Source organism: Saccharopolyspora tripterygii (genome assembly GCF_054778355.1).
Genome location: NZ_BAAGZP010000008.1, coordinates 427125 through 442604, shown reverse-complemented (window position 1 = coordinate 442604; position 15480 = coordinate 427125). Strand labels below are relative to the sequence as shown.

The window sequence follows — 15480 nt, the reverse complement described above, 5'->3', positions numbered from 1 at the left end:
GCGGAAAGCGTCTCACACGTCGCGGGCGTCGAGGGCCGCGCTGATCTCGTCGGTGCGCTCGGCGTGCCGGGCCGCGTCCTGCGAGAGGTAGCCGAGGAGGCGGTAGATGCGCTCGTGGTACTCGGGCAGGTCGAGGTAGAAGATCGGTTCGTGGTGCATGACCCGGTTGCGGAAGTCGAGGATGCCCATGAAGTCCTCGTGCAGCGCGCTGCGCGGCCCGCTGTAGCGGGGGAACGCGCGGTGCGCTGCGGGGACCCAGATCTGCCGGTCGTGGGTGCGGCTGAGCAGCGAGACCCAGAAACCGAAGGTCAGCTCGGCCACGACGTCGTCGGGGGTGTGGTCCTGGCGGCGTTCGATCTTGCGGCGCGCGCGGCCGATCTTGAACTTGGCGTTGTCGGCCAGCTGCGCGGCCTTCCACCAGTCCTCCCTGCCGAAGCGCTCCCGCAGCCGGTGGTGCAGGGCGTTGCGCAGCGAGACCTCCAGCCAGTGCAGCGGACCGTAGAAGGCGGCCGAGACCTGCACGTTCCAGTCGTAGAGCCGGACCGCGACGTCGACCTCGCCCCCGGCCTTCTTGAGGTAGCGGTCGAAGCGGGATTCCGACAGCAACTCCCGGACCCAATCGGGGAGTTCGGCGTTGTCCCTGGTCAAGGAGATTTCCTTTCGACCGCCGTGGATCTCCTGCTAGAGTGGACCGCGTAGGCCCCGGGTCCGCCTCTGCTCAGGCACGCCACCCGGGGCACTTTGCTTTTCAAGGCCCGGAGGTGTTCAGGGCCCGGAGCCGTTCAGAGCTCGGACGCCCGCTTGTCGACGAGCTTCACCAGTTCCGCGGACAGGGTCTCCGAGTCCTTGGCCCAGGCCAGCACGACGGTGTCGTCGTCCAGTCGCAGCGGGATCTCACCGGTGCCCTTCGGCACGGTCCAGCTCCCGCCCAGCACCCGGGCGCCCACGGGCGCTCCCACGTCGCTGACCTGCGCGATGCGCTTGACCTCGACGGCCTCCCTGCCGAGCACCAGTTCGGCCGGGGTGAGGCTGACCGCGAGCAGCCGCCGCCTGCCGTAGACCCAGACGGCGGCGGCGATGGCGAGCGCCAGGCCGACCAGGATCCACATCGCGACGTGCTCCGGACCGAGCGTCACCTGCTCGGCGAGGAGTCCCAGCCCGGCGAACGCAGGGCCCCACAGCACGGGCCACCAGCTGCTGCCGCGTTCGGAGTACAACACCGGATCGCTCATCGTTCACCTGTCAGGAAGTCGGAGCTCTGCTGCACCCACATCAATACGGTTCCCGCCGCGCCCAGCACAAGCAGCAGCATCGGAATCCCGAAACCGGCACCCGAAACGACCATCAGCACCAGGTGTGCGGCGGCGAACACCGTGAGCACGAGCCGCGCCCACGCCGTGCGGCGGAACACCAGCGCGCCCAGCACGAGGTAGACGACGGCCATGACGGCTCCGACGAGGGTGTTGACCAGCATCAACCGGCCGTCGACGGTGGGGTCGAACCAGGTCAGCCCGGTCTCCAGCAGGAGCAGCAGGGCGACCATCCACCACAGCACGACCGCGATGCGCAGCGGTTTCGGCGGCATCAGTACCGACGGCCCGCCGCGTCGAAGAAGACGTTGGACCGGGGCAGGAAGACCAGGGCGACGAACGCGATCGTGCCGATCATCCCGAGCCCGCCCTGCGCGTAGCTCAGGGCGTAGTAGGAGCCGGGGAGCGCCTCGGTGTCGCTGAGGCCCGCCATGCCGCCGGAGCCGATGGTCCCGAGGCTCGACATCGCCCAGAAGCCGGCGAAGATCGTCAGGGTGACCCGCGCCCAGTTGCGCCCTGCTCGCAGCTTGAAGCCGAAGGCGATCCACAGGCCGGTCAGGATCAGGTAGAAGATCGTCAGGACGATGAAGAAGACCAGCATCACGCCGTTGACGGCGGAGGCGACCTCCCGCTCGACGTCGTCCGTTCCCCCGCTGATCGACTCGCGCACGTGGCCCTGCAGCACGAGGTAGCTGACCACGTTGAGCACCGTCACCAGCAGCGGGAGCACGACGGCGATCCAGAACGCGACCTCCACCTGCGCGGGCCGCTGCGGCACCGCCATCTCGTGCATCGGCACCGGCGGTGCGCTGAACGGGTTCTGCGAGTAGGACTGGTATCCGCCGGGCTGCTGCTGCGGCTGCTGCGGAAAACCGCCGGAAGGAGTCCCCGACTGCGGGTATCCGCCCTGCTGCCAAGGGTTCTGCGGGAAGTTCACGCACGAACCCTAGAAACCCCGCGTTACCCCTGTCCACCGGTTCGGGTCAAGTACCCCCGCACGACCCGCACCCGAGCCGCAAAACATGTGGTGAGGACCGCGGGGTCGAGCACGGATTTCCGCACCGCCGCCGTCGCGCCGCCTGGCCTCAGCGGGGTTGGAGGTACTGGTTCGAGGGGGCGAGGTAGGCGTAGACGATCGTGGCGCCGACGACGACCATCTGGAGGACGGCGACCAGGGCCGTGCCGATCCCGCCCGCCGCGCCACCGAGCACGGTGGGGATCGACAGCAGGAACCACAGCGCGCCGATCACCGTGATCACGACGCGGGCCCAGTTGCGGCCGTTGCGCATGAAGATCAGGAACATGATCCACAGCCCGGCCAGCACCAGGCAGAAGACCACCACGATCGCGATGGTGACGCGGAACAGCGCACGCACCTGGTCCAGGTCGAGGCTCGGCTGACCCGCCGCTCCCGTCTGGTTGAGCACCATCTGCAGCTCGGCGTCGTTGATCGTCGCGAACGACAGCGCGATCATCACGAATCCGATGACGGGACTGGCGATCCCGGCCCAGAACGCGAGCTCGATCGTGCGCGGACGCTGCGGCCCGGACGGTCGTTCCGGCGGAGGCGGGGCGGAGCCGTACGGGTTGGCTGCGTCTGGCGGCGTCACCAGGTCAGGCTAGGGACGATCTCCAGGCGTGTCCACCGACACGTCACCACACGGTGCGGGACGGTCGCGGACCGGCACCGCGCATCTCGCGGAGGAAGCGGTTCGACTCCGGCCGGTACAGGAAGACGATCGCCGCGATCTCGACCAAGGCCACCAGCACGGCGAACACCACGTCCAGGGCGCTCACGGTCGTCCCGGTCAGCCGCTCGATCAGGTCCTGCCCGACCAGCGACACCGTCAGCACGGTGATCACCGCGTTGAACACGCCGAAACCGCCGAACACCGTCAGCGTCACCCGGGCCCAGTTGCGGCCCTCCAGCATCCGCCTGCTCAGCAGCACGTACACCATGAGCGTCAGCGCCTTGAACATGAAGGTGAACATGATGCCGCTGTTGGCCGCAGCGTCCAGGTCGGTTTGCGTCATCTCCGGCTGGAGCCCGCGCAACTCGCGGATCAGCCGCTCGCGGTCGAGCAGCTCGATGAACGCCTGCACCACCCCGACCAGCACCGCCGAGACCCACAGCCACCGCGCGATCAGCAGCGCCTTCGGCGGCTGCGGAGGCTCCGGTGGCTGAACCGGTCGGCCGAACGCGTCCACCCGCTGCTCCAAGTCGGTCATGCGCGCGCGTCCTGCAGCCACTGCGCGGCTTCGGTGGCCCAGTAGGTGAGCACCACGTCCGCGCCCGCGCGGCGAATCGAGGTCAGCGTCTCCAGGACGGTGCGCCGGCGCTCCAGCCAGCCGTTGGCCACGGCGGCCTCGACCATCGCGTACTCGCCCGACACCTGGTAGGCGGCGACCGGGACGTCGGCGACACCGGCGATGTCGCGCAGCACGTCCAGGTAGGACATGGCGGGCTTGACCATCACCATGTCCGCGCCCTCGGCCAGGTCCAGGTCCGCTTCGCGCAACGCCTCGCGGCCGTTGGCCGGATCCTGCTGGTAGGTCTTGCGGTCACCCTTGAGCTGGGAGTCCACTGCTTCGCGGAACGGGCCGAAGAACGCGGAGGCGTACTTCGCCGAGTAGGCCATGATCGACACGTCGTCGTAGCCGGTGGCGTCCAGCGAATCGCGGATCACGCCGACCTGGCCGTCCATCATGCCGCTCGGACCGACCATGTGGGCACCGGACTGCGCCTGCACGACGGCCATCTCGCCGTAGATCTGCAGCGTGCGGTCGTTGTCGACGTTGCCGTCCTCGTCCAGGACGCCGCAGTGGCCGTGATCGGTGAACTCGTCGAGGCACAGGTCGGCCATCAGCACCGTGCTGTCGCCCACCTCGGAGCGCAGATCGCGCAGCGCGACGTTGAGGATGCCGTCGGGATCGACCGCGCCCGAACCGGACGCGTCGTGCTCCTGCGGCACGCCGAAGAGCATCAACCCGCCGACGCCCGCGCTGACCGCCTCGGCCGCCGCCTTCTTCAGCGAGTCGCGGGTGTGCTGCACGACCCCGGGCATCGACGTGATCGGCACCGGTTCTGAGGCACCTTCGCGGACGAACATCGGCAGCACGAGGTGCCGCGGTTCCACGGAGGTCTCGGACACCAGCCGACGCACCGCCGGATTGCGGCGGAGTCGACGAGGACGGCTCGTCGGATACATAACAGCGGCTCCCCAAGCTGACTAGGCGGGGTGACCCCACGAGCCTAACCACACCGGAAAATCGGACTCCGCTGACCTCTGCCGGGCGTGAGCGAATCCTCACCGCCCGGATCCACGACCCGGTCGGCTCACCGCCCTCACCGCGACGTCGCACGCCCTGACAAGCTGGAACGCAGGGACTCCGGCGGAGGGACGACGCGCGTGAGGATCAGGCCCGTCGACGAGAGGGACGTGAGCATCGAGGACGACCACCCCGTCTTCCGGGTGCACTTGTGGTCGCCGACCGCTCCGGCCGCGCAGGTCCCTCCCGAACGGATCGGGTGGTGGAACGACTCCTACGAGCTCCGCGAGTGCGACGTGCACGACGCGATCGCGTGGGCGCAGGACAACGTGCCCGAGGACGGTCGCTACGTGCTGCAGGCGTGCCACCGGCGCGAGGACGGCCGACTCGCCGCGATCGTGCTCGCCGGGCGGGAACCCACGCGCCCCGACCCGTGACGAACGAAGGGCGCCTCCCGCTGTGGGAGGCGCCCTTCGTTCGACGATCAGCTGCGGCGGGCTCGCTTGGCCTTGCGCGGGGGCGGCAGAGCGCCTTCCGCGCGGAGGCGGGCCGCGTGGACCGCGAGGGCGTCGACCAGCTCCTCGACCCGGGGGGCCTCCGGCTGGACGTCGACCCGCAGGCCGAACTCCTTCGCCGTCTCGGCCGTGTTCGGGCCGATGCAGGCGACCAGCGTGCGGGCGTGCGGCTTGCCCGCGATGCCGACGAGGTTGCGGACCGTGGAGGACGAGGTGAAGCAGACGGCGTCGAAACCACCGGTCTTGATCATCTCGCGGGTGTCCGCGGGCGGCGGAGCGGCGCGGACGGTCCGGTAGGCCGTCACGTCGTCGACCTCCCAGCCGCGCTCCTGCAGACCCGCCGACAGCGTCTCGGTGGCGATGTCGGCACGCGGCAGCAGCACCCGGTCAACCGGATCCAGTATGTCGTCGTGCGGCGGGAACTCCTGCAGCAAGCCCTCGCTCGACTGGTCACCCGAGGGCAGCAGCTCAGGGATGATGCCAAAGTCGCGCACCTTCTCCGCCGTGGCCTCGCCGACGCAGGCGATCTTCACGCCGGAGAACGCGCGGGCGTCCAGACCGAACTCCGCGAACTTCTCCCACACCGCGCGGACCGCGTTCGCCGAGGTGAACACGACCCACTGGTAGCGGCCGTCGACCAGGCCCTTGACCGCGCGCTCCATCTGCGCGGGGCTGCGCGGCGGCTCCACGGAGATGGTCGGCACCTCGTGCGAGACCGCGCCGTGCGACCACAGGCGCTCGCTCATCACGCCGGCCTGCTCCTTGGTGCGCGGCACCAGGATCTTCCAGCCGTAGAGGGCTCGGGACTCCCACCAGGACAGCTTGTTCCGCTCGGAGACGACGTCGCCGATCGTCACCACCAGGTGCCCCTGGAGCTCGCCGGCATCGGCGGCCAGGGAGGCCAGCGTGGTGTCGATGGTGCGCTGCTGCACCGTGGTGCCGGACGCGGTCACCGCGACCGGGGTGGTCGCCGGACGGCCGTGCTCGACCAGCCGCGACGCGGCTTCGGCGAGGTGGCTGCCAGTGGTGTGCAGCACCAGCGCTCCGGGCACAGCGGCCAGCGCCGGCCAGTCGGCGTCACCGCGGACGTCGACCTCGGTGTGCACCGCGCCCAGCGCGATGCCGGCGTAGGCCGGAACCGCGCTGCCGCCGGCGACACCGGGGATCACGTCGAACGGCGCCTCGGTCTTGGCGACCTCCTGCGTCTCGCGGACCACGGCGTCAGCGGTCAGCGGGTCACCGGCGACCAGGCGCACCACGTTGCGGCCTGTGTCGGCCTCGTTCACCAGGTCCTTGGCCACGTCGGACGGGTCGCCGACGGCGGGGCGGACCTCCGCCCCCTCGGCGGCCAGGGCGACGATGTCGGCGGGTACGTCCGGGTCGGTCACCAGCAGCGAAGCGCGGGCGATCACATCCCGGCCCCGAACGGTGAGCAGTCCCGCATCACCAGGACCGGAACCCACGAAAGCAATCCGTCCGGGGGTCTTACGTGCTCGGGTCATCAGGGCACTCCCCATCAACTACTGCCGGGACCGCTGAGCAAAGCGGCCCTGGCTTCGAGCAGCTCATCGGCCAGTTCCAGGCCGAGCTGCTCTGCGGCGGTCGTCTCACCAGTGGCGGAGGCGCGGACCAGGACATCGTCGTCGGTCGCTACCACTCCACGCAGGGACAGGCGCAGCGCCACGCGCCCGTCTTCGTCGAGGTCCTCCACCACTTCGGCCAGCGCGCCGACCGGCGCGTGGCAGCCGGCTTCGAGCCGGGCCAGCACTGCGCGTTCGGCGGCAACCGCGGCGCGGCTGGCCTGATCGTCCAAAACGGACTGCAGCAAGTGCTCGGTGTCGACGTCATCGACGCGACATTCCACTGCGAGCGCGCCCTGAGCGGGCGCGGGCAGCATCTGCAGCGGATCGAGCGTTTCCGTGATCACCGAAAGCCGGCCCACCCGGGCCAGACCGGCGCGGGCGAGGACGACGGCGTCCAGCTCACCGTCGGTCACCTTGCGCATTCGGGTGTCCACGTTGCCGCGGATGCCGCGCACTTCCAGTCCCAGGCCGGAGGCCCGGAGCTGGCTGGCGCGGCGCGGCGAACCGGTGCCCACAACGGACCCCGGGGGCAGTTCGCCGAGCGTCAGACCGTCCCGCGCCACCAGCGCGTCCCTCGGGTCCTCCCGGACCGGGACTGCGGCCAGCGACAACCGGGGGTCCGGTTCGGTCGGCAGGTCTTTGCAGGAGTGGATGGCGACGTCGACCTCGTCGGCCACCAGCGCCTCGCGCACGGCGGAGGTGAACACGCCGACGCCGATCTCGGCGATCGGGGCGCTCGACTGGTCACCGGGAGTCTCGACGGCCACCAGCTGGGTCGGGTAGCCGGCCGCCTCCAACTGCTCGGCGACCCACGTGCTCTGCGCCATCGCGAGCGCGCTTCCGCGGGTGCCGATCCGGAGGGTCTTGTTCAACGGTCCTCACCGTCCTGTTCCGCCCGGCCGCGCAGCAGCGCCTGGGCGACCGTGACCCCGCCGGGGAGGTTCTCCTCGGCCTGCGGGGTGCCGATCACCGCAGCGGTCTGCGGGTCGAGCTCGAAAAGCTCACGAAGTGCGTCGGCGTAGCCGGAGCCGCCCGGCTGCGACGCCAGTTGTTTGACGCGGACGGTCGGCGCGTGCAGCAGCTTGTCCACCACGCGGCGCACCGTGCGGCTGAGCTCCTCGCGCGTCGGCTCGTCGATGTCGGGCAGCCGCGAGTCCAGCCGCAGCAGTTCGCTGTCGACGACCTCGGCGGCCCGCTTGCGCAGCGCGGTCACCGTGGGGGTGACCTCCGCGGAGCGCTGCGCGGCGAGGTAGCCGCGCACCTCCTCGGCGACGATCCCGGCTGCGCGCTCGGACTCGTTGCCGCCCTGCTTGGCAGAGAGCCGCTGCTGCAGGCTGGCCAGGTCGACGACGGTCACGCCGGGCAGGTCGCCGACCTCGGCGGCGATGTCGCGCGGCAGACCGAGGTCGCAGCACAGCAACGGCTTGCCGTCGCGGGCCGTGTCCCGGCGCAGCGACGCGGCGGTCGCCACCACTTCTTCGGTCACCACGGCACCGACCGCGCCGGTGCAGGCGACGACCAGGTCTGCCTCGGCGATCGCCCCGACCAGTCCGGAGAGGTCCGCGGTGCCGGCGTCGACTCCGTCGGCGCGCAGGGACTCCGCGAGCCGCTCGCCGTTGGCGGCGGTGCGGTTGGCGATCACGATGCGGCCGATGTCGGCGCGCTTGAGCTGCGCGGCGGTCAGCCCGCCCATCGAGCCCGCGCCCACCAGCAGCGCGTTCTTGCCCTCGAGGCCGCCGAGCGCCGCTTCGGCGTCGGCCAGCGCCTCGGAGACCACCGAGGCGCCTTCGTTGTCGATGCCCGTCTCGCTGTGCACGCGCTTGCCGACGCGCAGCGCCTGCTGGGCGAGCTCGTGCAGCGTCTTGCCGACGGTGCCGCGCTCGTCGGCGGTGCCGTAGGCCTGGCGCAGCTGACCGAGGATCTGGGCCTCGCCCACGACCATCGAGTCCAGCCCGGCCGAGACCGAGAACAGGTGCTCGACGGCGGCGCCCGCGTAGTAGACGTAGAGGTGGTCGGCGAGCTCGCCGACCTCGGTGCCCGAGTGGCGGGACAGCACGGCCGTCACGTCGTCGAGGCCGCCGTGGAAGGTCTCCGCAAGCGCGTAGATCTCGACCCGGTTGCAGGTGGAGATCACGAACGCCTCGGCGATGTGCTCGCGCAGGACGAGCTCGTCGAGGATCTTGTTGATGTCACCGCCACTGATGGCGACCCGCTCCAAGACGCGGACCGGGGCGCTGTGGTGGGAAATCCCGACGGTGAGCAGGTTCACAGCCGTTCCACCATCCTGTTCGCCGAATCGATCTCTCCCGGAAGGCCCGCGCCGCCGCCCGGCGGTCCAGCGCCGTCGGCTTCGCCTGCGGCAGCGGCTTCCTGCTGCCGCCGGGCCACGTGGAAGGACAAGATCTGCATCTCCACCGCCAGGTCGACCTTGCGCACCTCGACGTGCTCGGGGACCTGCAGCACGACGGGCGCGAAGTTCAGGATGCACGTGACGCCGCCTGCGACCAAGCGGTCGCAGACCTCCTGCGCGCCCTGCGTGGGGGTGGCGATGACGCCGATGGTGACCTCGCGAGCGGAGCACACCTCGACGATGTCGTCGACGTGGCTGACCGGGATGCCGCCGACCGGCACGCCGACCAGGTCGTCGTCGAGGTCGAACAGCGCCGACACCGGGAAGCCGCGGCTCGGGAAGCCGCCGTAGTTGGCCAGCGCGTGACCGAGGTTGCCGATGCCTGCCACGGCGACGGTGTGCTTGCGGGTCAGGCCGAGCGTCCGCTCGATCTGACCGACCAGCACCTCGACCTCGTAGCCGACGCCGCGGGTGCCGTAGGAGCCGATGTAGGAGAGGTCCTTGCGCAGCTTGGCGGAGTTGACGCCCGCCGCGGTGGCGAGCTCCTCGCTGGAGACCGTCGTGGTGCCCTGCTCGGCGAGCGCGGACAGGGTCCGCAGGTAGACCGCGAGCCGCGCGACGGCGGCTTCCGGGATGGATCGGGCGCGCTCGCGGGCGGCCGGAACCGCGATGGCGGCTCCGTTGGCGTCGGTCCCGTTCGCGCCGGTCCCGTTGGCGGCGGTCGTGCTGGCGTCCTGGGTGCGCGGAGACGCAGCGGTCCGGGCAGTGGTCTGCCCGTCTCCTTCTGGCACGTCCGCTCCTTGGGCCGTCACGCTTGGATCTCCCTCGCCTGCTCGTGGTCTGCCCCTCGGGCGGCATCGGAGTGGCGCGAACACCGGGGAAACGGTGAGTCGGGACCACCCGATCCGCTGATCCGCGCCGGACAATCCGGCGGGGAGTTCCGGCGGCACGACCTTTACACCGTAGCCATTTGTGAATGCATGCACAAAGTCGGCGGGGGCGAGCGCACCGGAGGCGCAAACCTTCTCCGCCATCATTCCGGATACCCCCCTGAAGTGCCAAAACGGGTGGTACAGGGCACGTTGGCCGCCGAGTCGGGCCGACGACGAGGTCAGTTCCGGAGCGCGCGGCGGAGCCGCTCCTCCTCGACCTTCCAGAAGCCGTGCTCGACTCCATCGATCAAGATCACCGGAACCTGGTCGCCGTACTCCGCGCGCAGTTCCGAGTCGGCGTCGACATCGCTCACCGACCAGGGCACGCCCAGCTCATCGCAGATCCGGCGCACGTCGGCGATCGCGTCATCGCAGGCGTGGCAGCCCTCGCGGGACATCACGGTCACCTCGTGCACGGCGGCTCCTCGGCGCGTCGTTCGAAAAAATTTCGGCGACTCCAACGTACTCAGCCCGCGACCGCGCGGAGACCTGGCTCACCAGCCCGATCGTCCTGCTCACGTGTGCAAAATCACGAGGGGTGATCGGGGTCATTCCGCCTGAACGACACGGAAAGCGACCGGACCGTCACCGCATTGCCCTACCTACTTCTGAGTAACAACACGTATGCTGCTGCTCCAACGCCCACGAGAGTGGGAAACGGCCAGTCGAGTGAAGGCCCGATCGAGCGGTACCGGCGCGACCCGTCGGCCTGATCGGTCCCCGGATCAGGTGTCCGCCACGGGCACGACGACATGGTTGCCGGCCCGGTGAGTCCCAACACCACCGAGCCGGTGAAGCCAACGAAGGCAGGAGGTCGCCGGAGATGAGCAGTTCCAAGACGCTCACACCCCCCGCCCCCGACATCGCAGGCCGCATTCATCACGTCTCGCCCCGGCCGGTGAGTTCAACGACGACGAACGTGTCCCTCCCGGACACGTGGACCTCCGAGACGATCACCCCGGACCCCTGGATCGCTCCCGACAACTGGGCCTACGTCAGCGCTGCGCAGCAGGGCGACAACGACGCCTTCGGCAGGCTCTACGACGAGTACTCCCAGACCGTCTACCGCTACGTGCTGTTCCGGGTCAGCGATCACTGCCTGGCCGAGGACATCACCAGCGAGACCTTCCTGCGGGCGCTCCGGCGCATCGCCTCCATCAGCTACCAGGGCCGCGACGTGGCCGCCTGGTTCATCACGATCGCCAAGAACCTCATACTCGACCACATCAAGTCGAGCCGGAACCGGCTGGAGGTCCCGACCTCCGAGGTCACCGACCACCTGCCGGCGAAGGGCTCGCACGCCGGGCCCGAGCACCAGGTGCTGCTCGACGCCACCAACGACGAGCTCCTGCAGTGCATCCGCCAGCTCAACCCCGACCAGCGGGAATGCATCCGGCTGCGCTTCCTGAAGGACAAGTCGGTCACCGAGACCGCCATCGCCATGCAGCGCAACGAAGGCGCGGTGAAGGCCCTCCAGCACCGCGCCGTGCGCCGGCTGGCGCAACTCCTTCCCGACGATCTCCGGTAGCCGGTTGCCGATCCCGGCGGAGGTGCGCAATCGTGGCGCGGACGAGGTCTTAAGCTATGAGGGAGCCGGCCCTGCTCGGGGTCGGCTCGGACCACGGATCTCGCACACCACTCCGGAGGACCCTGGGAGGCGCGGCGGTGCCGACACGGCAGGGCTCGGCCGATGACGCGGACCACAACGGCATGCGCACGTCCAGCACAGATCAGATCGACAGCGCGAAGGTAGCGGGTCGAGCCTCGGCCGAGGCGGCGGTCGCCGCTGCCCCGGTCCAGGACGGCACGCTGACGACACCGCCGGACCTGACCGCGGCGGCGTTCTTCGACGTCGACAACACGATGATGATGGGCGCCTCGCTGTTCCACTTCGCGCGAGGACTGGCCGCCCGGAAGTTCTTCAACCCCGGTGACCTCGCCGGTTTCGCCTGGCAGCAGCTCAAGTTCCGGGTGGGCGGCCGGGAGAACCCGCAGGACATCCAGGCCAGCCGCGAGCTGGCCCTGTCCTTCGTGGCCGGGCGCAGCGTCGAGGAGCTGGTCAACCTCAGCGAGGAGATCTACGACGAGCTGATGGCCGACCGGATCTGGGCGGGAACCCGCGCGCTCGCGCAGATGCACCTCGACGCCGGGCAGCGCGTCTGGCTGGTGACGGCGACCCCGGTCGAGCTCGCCTCGATCATCGCCCGGCGGCTCGGGCTGACCGGCGCGCTGGGCACAGTCTCCGAGAGCGAGGACGGCATCTACACCGGACGTCTCGTCGGCGAGATGCTGCACGGCCGCGCCAAGGCGCACGCGGTGCGCGCGATCGCCGCCAGCGAAGGCCTGGACCTGCGGCGCTGCACGGCCTACTCGGATTCCGCCAACGACATCCCGATGCTCTCGGTGGTCGGCACGGCGGTGGCGGTCAACCCGGACCAGCGGCTGCGCGAGATCGCCCGCGCCCGGAGCTGGGAGGTCCGCGACTTCCGGACCGGCCGCAAAGCCGTCCGGATCGGGTTCAACTCCATGCTCGGCGCAGGTGCCGCGGCAGGCGCGGTCGCGGCGGGGATGGCCTACCGCAGGCGCGACCGCTCCTGAGCAGTGCCGAAGGCGATGCAAGCACCGAAGGTGCTTTCTCGGTACCCCACCTGAGCAACCGGCACCGCCGGGGGTTCTCAGACGTTCTCTGGTGAGGACAGCCGCAGCGCCGCGTATTCGACATACTCAAGTCGCGGATCCCGGAGCCAGAGAATGTCTGAGGTTCCCCCCACCCGCACCGCCCAACAAGCCGACGACCGTCAACCGGAAATGTCGACCATCCAGTTGATGCCGAACTTGTCGGTGCACATGCCGAACTCGTCGCCCCACATCTGCTTCTCCAGGGGCACGTGGACCTGGCCGCCCTCGGCCAGCGCGGCGAAGTACCCGCGCAGCGCTTCCGCGTCCGCCGCGTCGCCGCTGATGCTGATCGAGAAGTTGCTGCCCGGCTGCGGGGTCATGTCCGGCGGGGCGTCGGCGACCATCAGCGTGAAACCGAGCTGGGACGTCAGGCTCCCGTGCATGATCTTGTCCGCGAGCGGCCCGTCCGCCTGGCCGAACTGGCCGTAGGTGTTCAGCGCGGTCTCACCGCCGAGCACCGAGTGGTAGAACTCCAACGCCTGCTTGCCCGTCGCCGTTGAACTGCAGGTACGGGTTGAGCTTCGCCGTCATCGGAAATCGCCTCCGATCGTCGGGATGCGGTGGGGTCGGCGCGGCGCCATCCCCGCCCGCCGCGCCGACCCGCTACATCCTCGTCACGCGCGGGCTCAGCACGCACGCCCGACCGGCACGCATCATCAGTCCGGGTGGATATCAGCCCAGGAAAACGCTCGTGCGCTGGGAAAGCAACCGGTAGAGCATCTGCTGGATGTTCTCCCGGACCTGGTCGGAGAGGCTGAAGACCAGCATCGGATCGTCCGCGGCGCCCTCCGGGTAGCCGCTGGTCTCGATCGGCTCGCCGAACTCGATGTACCACTTGGACGGCAGCGGAACCGCCCCCAGCGGCCCGAAGTGCGGGAACAGCGGGGTCACCGGGAAGTAGGGCAGCCCGAGCAGCCGGGCGATCGGCTTCAGATCGGCGAGCTTCGGGTAGATCTCCTCGGCGCCGACGATCGCGCACGGGATGATCGGCGCGCCGGTGCGCAGGGCCGCCGAGACGAAACCGCCGCGGCCGAAGCGCTGCAGCTTGTAGCGGTCCTTGAACGGCTTGCCGATGCCCTTGAAGCCCTCCGGCCACACGCCGACGAGCTCGCCGCCGGTCAGCAGCCGCTCGGCGTCCGGGCTGCAGGCGAGCGTGTGCCCTGCCTTCCGGGCCAGCGGACCCAGCATCGGCATCCGGAACACCAAGTCCGCGCCCAGCATCCGCAGGTGCCGCTGCGCAGGGTGGTGGTCGTGCAGCGCGACCGTGGTCATCAGCGCGTCCCAGGGCAAGGTCCCGGAGTGGTTGGCCACCACCAGAGCACCGCTGTCGGGCACGTTGTGGGCGCCGATCGTCTCGACCCGGAACCACTTGTCGTAGAACGGGCGGATCAGGCGCAGCAGGACCTCGTCGGTGAGCTCCTCGTCGAAGCCGAACTCGTCGACCCGGTAGTCGCCCAGCAGCCTGCGACGGGCGAAGGCGAGGACGTCGACGACGGCGTCCTCCCACCCCGGTTCTCCCGGGCCGGGCGGAATCCGCTCCGCGTCCTCGGGTCGCAGCGGGATCACCTGCGCATCGGCCATCGCGCCTCCGTCTCGCCTTCCGCTCACCGCAGTCTCGACAGCAGGTCCCCGGCGCGCTGCTCCAGCGCCTCGATGTTCTCCGGCGTCACCACGGGCCGCAGCCCGCGGCCGCGCACGAAGTCGTCGAAGGCCTGCTGCGTCGTCCAGCGCGGGGTGAACCCGAACGTCTCACGGAGCCGGGCGGTGTCCAGCACCCGGCCGAAGTTGAGGAATCGCAGCTGCTCCGGCGAGAAGTCGACCAACCGGGCGCTCCGGAACAGCTGGGTCACGGCGGGCACCGACGGGCTCGGCAGCGGCAGCGCCACCCGGCCCGCCCGGCGGATCGCCTGCGACAGCATCAGCACGCCATCGCCCGCGACGTTGTAGACCCCGGTCTTGTCCCCGAGGGTCGCGCGCTCCAGCACCGCCAGCGCGTCCTCCGAGTGCAGCAGCTGGAAGCGCGCGTCGAAGCCGAGCACGGTGGGAACCACCGGCAGCATGAAGTAGCGGGCCAGCATCGCGTCGATGCGCGGACCGATCAGGTTCGAGTAGCGCAACGTCGTGACGTCCACGTCGGGCCGGCGGCGGCCGAAACCGCGCACGTAGCCCTCGATCTCCACGGCGTCCTTGGCGTAACCGGACGAGGGCAGGTCCTTGGGCTCGATGTCCTCGGTGAACACCGCGGGATCCCGCGAGCTCGACCCGTAGACCGCGCAGGTGGAGCGCACCACGACCTTGCGGACCCGCGGCGACTGCTGGCAGGCGGCCAGCAGCTGCATGGTGCCGATGACGTTCATCTCCTTGAGCGTCGCCCGGCCACCGGGCCCCGTGTGCGTGTTGATCGCCGCGTGCACGACGGTGTCGACCCCGGCGTTGCTGATCACCTTGCCGATCAGCGGGTTGCGGATGTCGGCGCGCACGAACTCGGTGCGCCCCATCCGCCGCAGGAGGTCCCGGCCGGGCTGGACCGTGTCCACGCCCAGCACCCGGTCGATCGAGGGGTCCGCCGCCAGCCGCGCCGCCAGGTGACCGCCCAGGAAGCGGCTCACACCCGTCACGAGCACGACGTTCGGCCCCATGTTCACCCCGCGCAGTCGAAGGAGCGCTGACCGAGATCGATGCTACAGGCGCACCCGTCGACGACCGGTCGACCCGGCGTTACCGAACGGGGTCGAAACAGCAAAAACCGCCGCCGACATCCGATGGTCGACGGCGGTTCGCGGGAGTTGCCCGGAACGAGGCGGTAGCCGCTGGACTACGCGTGCCGGCCCCGGAACGACT

General features: G+C 70.1%; 18 protein-coding genes. 3 read left to right on the top strand and 15 right to left on the bottom strand.

The window, feature by feature from the left end:
* Positions 1-12: 12 nt before the first annotated feature.
* The 7 genes from ACYVF3_RS07585 to hemB form a co-directional block, all read right to left on the bottom strand.
* The gene (locus ACYVF3_RS07585) at positions 13-648 is read right to left on the bottom strand and encodes a hypothetical protein (protein ID WP_461153466.1); all 636 of its coding nucleotides are present in this window, start codon (positions 646-648) and stop codon (positions 13-15) included.
* 134 nt (positions 649-782) lie between these two features.
* A complete protein-coding gene (locus ACYVF3_RS07580; protein ID WP_461153465.1) occupies positions 783-1232 on the bottom strand; it encodes a DUF3093 family protein in 450 nt (149 codons plus the stop codon).
* Complete coding sequence (locus ACYVF3_RS07575; protein WP_461153464.1) at positions 1229-1585, bottom strand: hypothetical protein; 357 nt, start codon at positions 1583-1585, stop codon at positions 1229-1231. The genes ACYVF3_RS07580 and ACYVF3_RS07575 overlap by 4 nt, the downstream gene beginning before the upstream one ends.
* Entirely contained in the window at positions 1585-2247 is a 663-nt protein-coding gene (locus ACYVF3_RS07570; protein ID WP_461153463.1) for a hypothetical protein, read from the bottom strand. The genes ACYVF3_RS07575 and ACYVF3_RS07570 overlap by 1 nt, the downstream gene beginning before the upstream one ends.
* Before the next feature lie 148 nt (positions 2248-2395).
* Positions 2396-2920 carry a hypothetical protein gene (locus tag ACYVF3_RS07565; protein WP_461153462.1) on the bottom strand — a complete coding sequence of 175 codons (525 nt, stop codon included), beginning with the start codon at positions 2918-2920 and terminating at the stop codon, positions 2396-2398.
* Between the two features lie 43 nt (positions 2921-2963).
* Positions 2964-3539, bottom strand: coding sequence for a hypothetical protein (locus ACYVF3_RS07560; RefSeq protein WP_461153461.1), 576 nt, complete (start codon positions 3537-3539; stop codon positions 2964-2966).
* Positions 3536-4519, bottom strand: a complete 984-nt coding sequence (hemB, locus tag ACYVF3_RS07555; RefSeq protein ID WP_461153460.1) for a porphobilinogen synthase — start codon at positions 4517-4519, stop codon at positions 3536-3538. Before hemB ends, ACYVF3_RS07560 begins: the two co-directional genes overlap by 4 nt.
* Before the next feature lie 201 nt (positions 4520-4720).
* Here hemB and ACYVF3_RS07550 point away from each other — a divergent pair, with 201 nt between their 5' ends.
* Complete coding sequence (locus ACYVF3_RS07550) at positions 4721-5017, top strand: hypothetical protein (RefSeq protein WP_461153459.1); 297 nt, start codon at positions 4721-4723, stop codon at positions 5015-5017.
* Between the two features lie 47 nt (positions 5018-5064).
* Here ACYVF3_RS07550 and ACYVF3_RS07545 read toward each other — a convergent pair whose 3' ends face one another.
* The 5 genes from ACYVF3_RS07545 to ACYVF3_RS07525 all read right to left on the bottom strand — a co-directional run bounded on the left by ACYVF3_RS07545 (position 5065) and on the right by ACYVF3_RS07525 (position 10358).
* Positions 5065-6597: a bifunctional uroporphyrinogen-III C-methyltransferase/uroporphyrinogen-III synthase gene (locus tag ACYVF3_RS07545; protein WP_461153458.1), complete on the bottom strand. Its 1533-nt coding sequence runs from the start codon at positions 6595-6597 to the stop codon at positions 5065-5067.
* Positions 6598-6611: 14 nt separating this feature from the next.
* A complete protein-coding gene (hemC, locus tag ACYVF3_RS07540) occupies positions 6612-7550 on the bottom strand; it encodes a hydroxymethylbilane synthase (RefSeq protein ID WP_461153457.1) in 939 nt (312 codons plus the stop codon).
* Entirely contained in the window at positions 7547-8947 is a 1401-nt protein-coding gene (locus ACYVF3_RS07535; protein ID WP_461153456.1) for a glutamyl-tRNA reductase, read from the bottom strand. Before ACYVF3_RS07535 ends, hemC begins: the two co-directional genes overlap by 4 nt.
* The gene (locus ACYVF3_RS07530; RefSeq protein WP_461153455.1) at positions 8944-9819 is read right to left on the bottom strand and encodes a redox-sensing transcriptional repressor Rex; all 876 of its coding nucleotides are present in this window, start codon (positions 9817-9819) and stop codon (positions 8944-8946) included. The genes ACYVF3_RS07535 and ACYVF3_RS07530 overlap by 4 nt, the downstream gene beginning before the upstream one ends.
* A gap of 320 nt (positions 9820-10139) precedes the next feature.
* A complete protein-coding gene (locus ACYVF3_RS07525) occupies positions 10140-10358 on the bottom strand; it encodes a glutaredoxin family protein (RefSeq protein ID WP_461153829.1) in 219 nt (72 codons plus the stop codon).
* 425 nt (positions 10359-10783) lie between these two features.
* Between ACYVF3_RS07525 and ACYVF3_RS07520 the strand changes: the two genes are divergently transcribed.
* A complete protein-coding gene (locus tag ACYVF3_RS07520; RefSeq protein ID WP_461153454.1) occupies positions 10784-11488 on the top strand; it encodes a sigma-70 family RNA polymerase sigma factor in 705 nt (234 codons plus the stop codon).
* Positions 11489-11670: 182 nt separating this feature from the next.
* Positions 11671-12558, top strand: a complete 888-nt coding sequence (locus ACYVF3_RS07515; protein ID WP_461153828.1) for an HAD family hydrolase — start codon at positions 11671-11673, stop codon at positions 12556-12558.
* 200 nt (positions 12559-12758) lie between these two features.
* Here ACYVF3_RS07515 and ACYVF3_RS07510 read toward each other — a convergent pair whose 3' ends face one another.
* The 3 genes from ACYVF3_RS07510 to ACYVF3_RS07500 form a co-directional block, all read right to left on the bottom strand.
* A complete protein-coding gene (locus ACYVF3_RS07510) occupies positions 12759-13115 on the bottom strand; it encodes a VOC family protein (protein ID WP_461153453.1) in 357 nt (118 codons plus the stop codon).
* 196 nt (positions 13116-13311) lie between these two features.
* Positions 13312-14220, bottom strand: a complete 909-nt coding sequence (locus ACYVF3_RS07505) for a lysophospholipid acyltransferase family protein (RefSeq protein ID WP_461153452.1) — start codon at positions 14218-14220, stop codon at positions 13312-13314.
* 23 nt (positions 14221-14243) lie between these two features.
* Positions 14244-15278 (bottom strand): NAD-dependent epimerase/dehydratase family protein, encoded by a 1035-nt coding sequence (locus ACYVF3_RS07500; RefSeq protein WP_461153451.1) that lies wholly within the window; start codon positions 15276-15278, stop codon positions 14244-14246.
* Between the last annotated feature and the right edge of the window lie 202 nt (positions 15279-15480).

Coding starts and splice junctions, on each gene's coding strand:
- hemB (WP_461153460.1), bottom strand. CDS start 4,519: ATGTATCCGACGAGCCGTCCTCGTCGACTCCGCCGCAATCCGGCGGTG.
- ACYVF3_RS07500 (WP_461153451.1), bottom strand. CDS start 15,278: ATGGGGCCGAACGTCGTGCTCGTGACGGGTGTGAGCCGCTTCCTGGGC.
- ACYVF3_RS07580 (WP_461153465.1), bottom strand. CDS start 1,232: ATGAGCGATCCGGTGTTGTACTCCGAACGCGGCAGCAGCTGGTGGCCC.
- ACYVF3_RS07520 (WP_461153454.1), top strand. CDS start 10,784: ATGAGCAGTTCCAAGACGCTCACACCCCCCGCCCCCGACATCGCAGGC.
- ACYVF3_RS07575 (WP_461153464.1), bottom strand. CDS start 1,585: ATGCCGCCGAAACCGCTGCGCATCGCGGTCGTGCTGTGGTGGATGGTC.
- ACYVF3_RS07505 (WP_461153452.1), bottom strand. CDS start 14,220: ATGGCCGATGCGCAGGTGATCCCGCTGCGACCCGAGGACGCGGAGCGG.
- ACYVF3_RS07525 (WP_461153829.1), bottom strand. CDS start 10,358: ATGTCCCGCGAGGGCTGCCACGCCTGCGATGACGCGATCGCCGACGTG.
- ACYVF3_RS07515 (WP_461153828.1), top strand. CDS start 11,671: ATGCGCACGTCCAGCACAGATCAGATCGACAGCGCGAAGGTAGCGGGT.
- ACYVF3_RS07560 (WP_461153461.1), bottom strand. CDS start 3,539: ATGACCGACTTGGAGCAGCGGGTGGACGCGTTCGGCCGACCGGTTCAG.
- ACYVF3_RS07545 (WP_461153458.1), bottom strand. CDS start 6,597: ATGACCCGAGCACGTAAGACCCCCGGACGGATTGCTTTCGTGGGTTCC.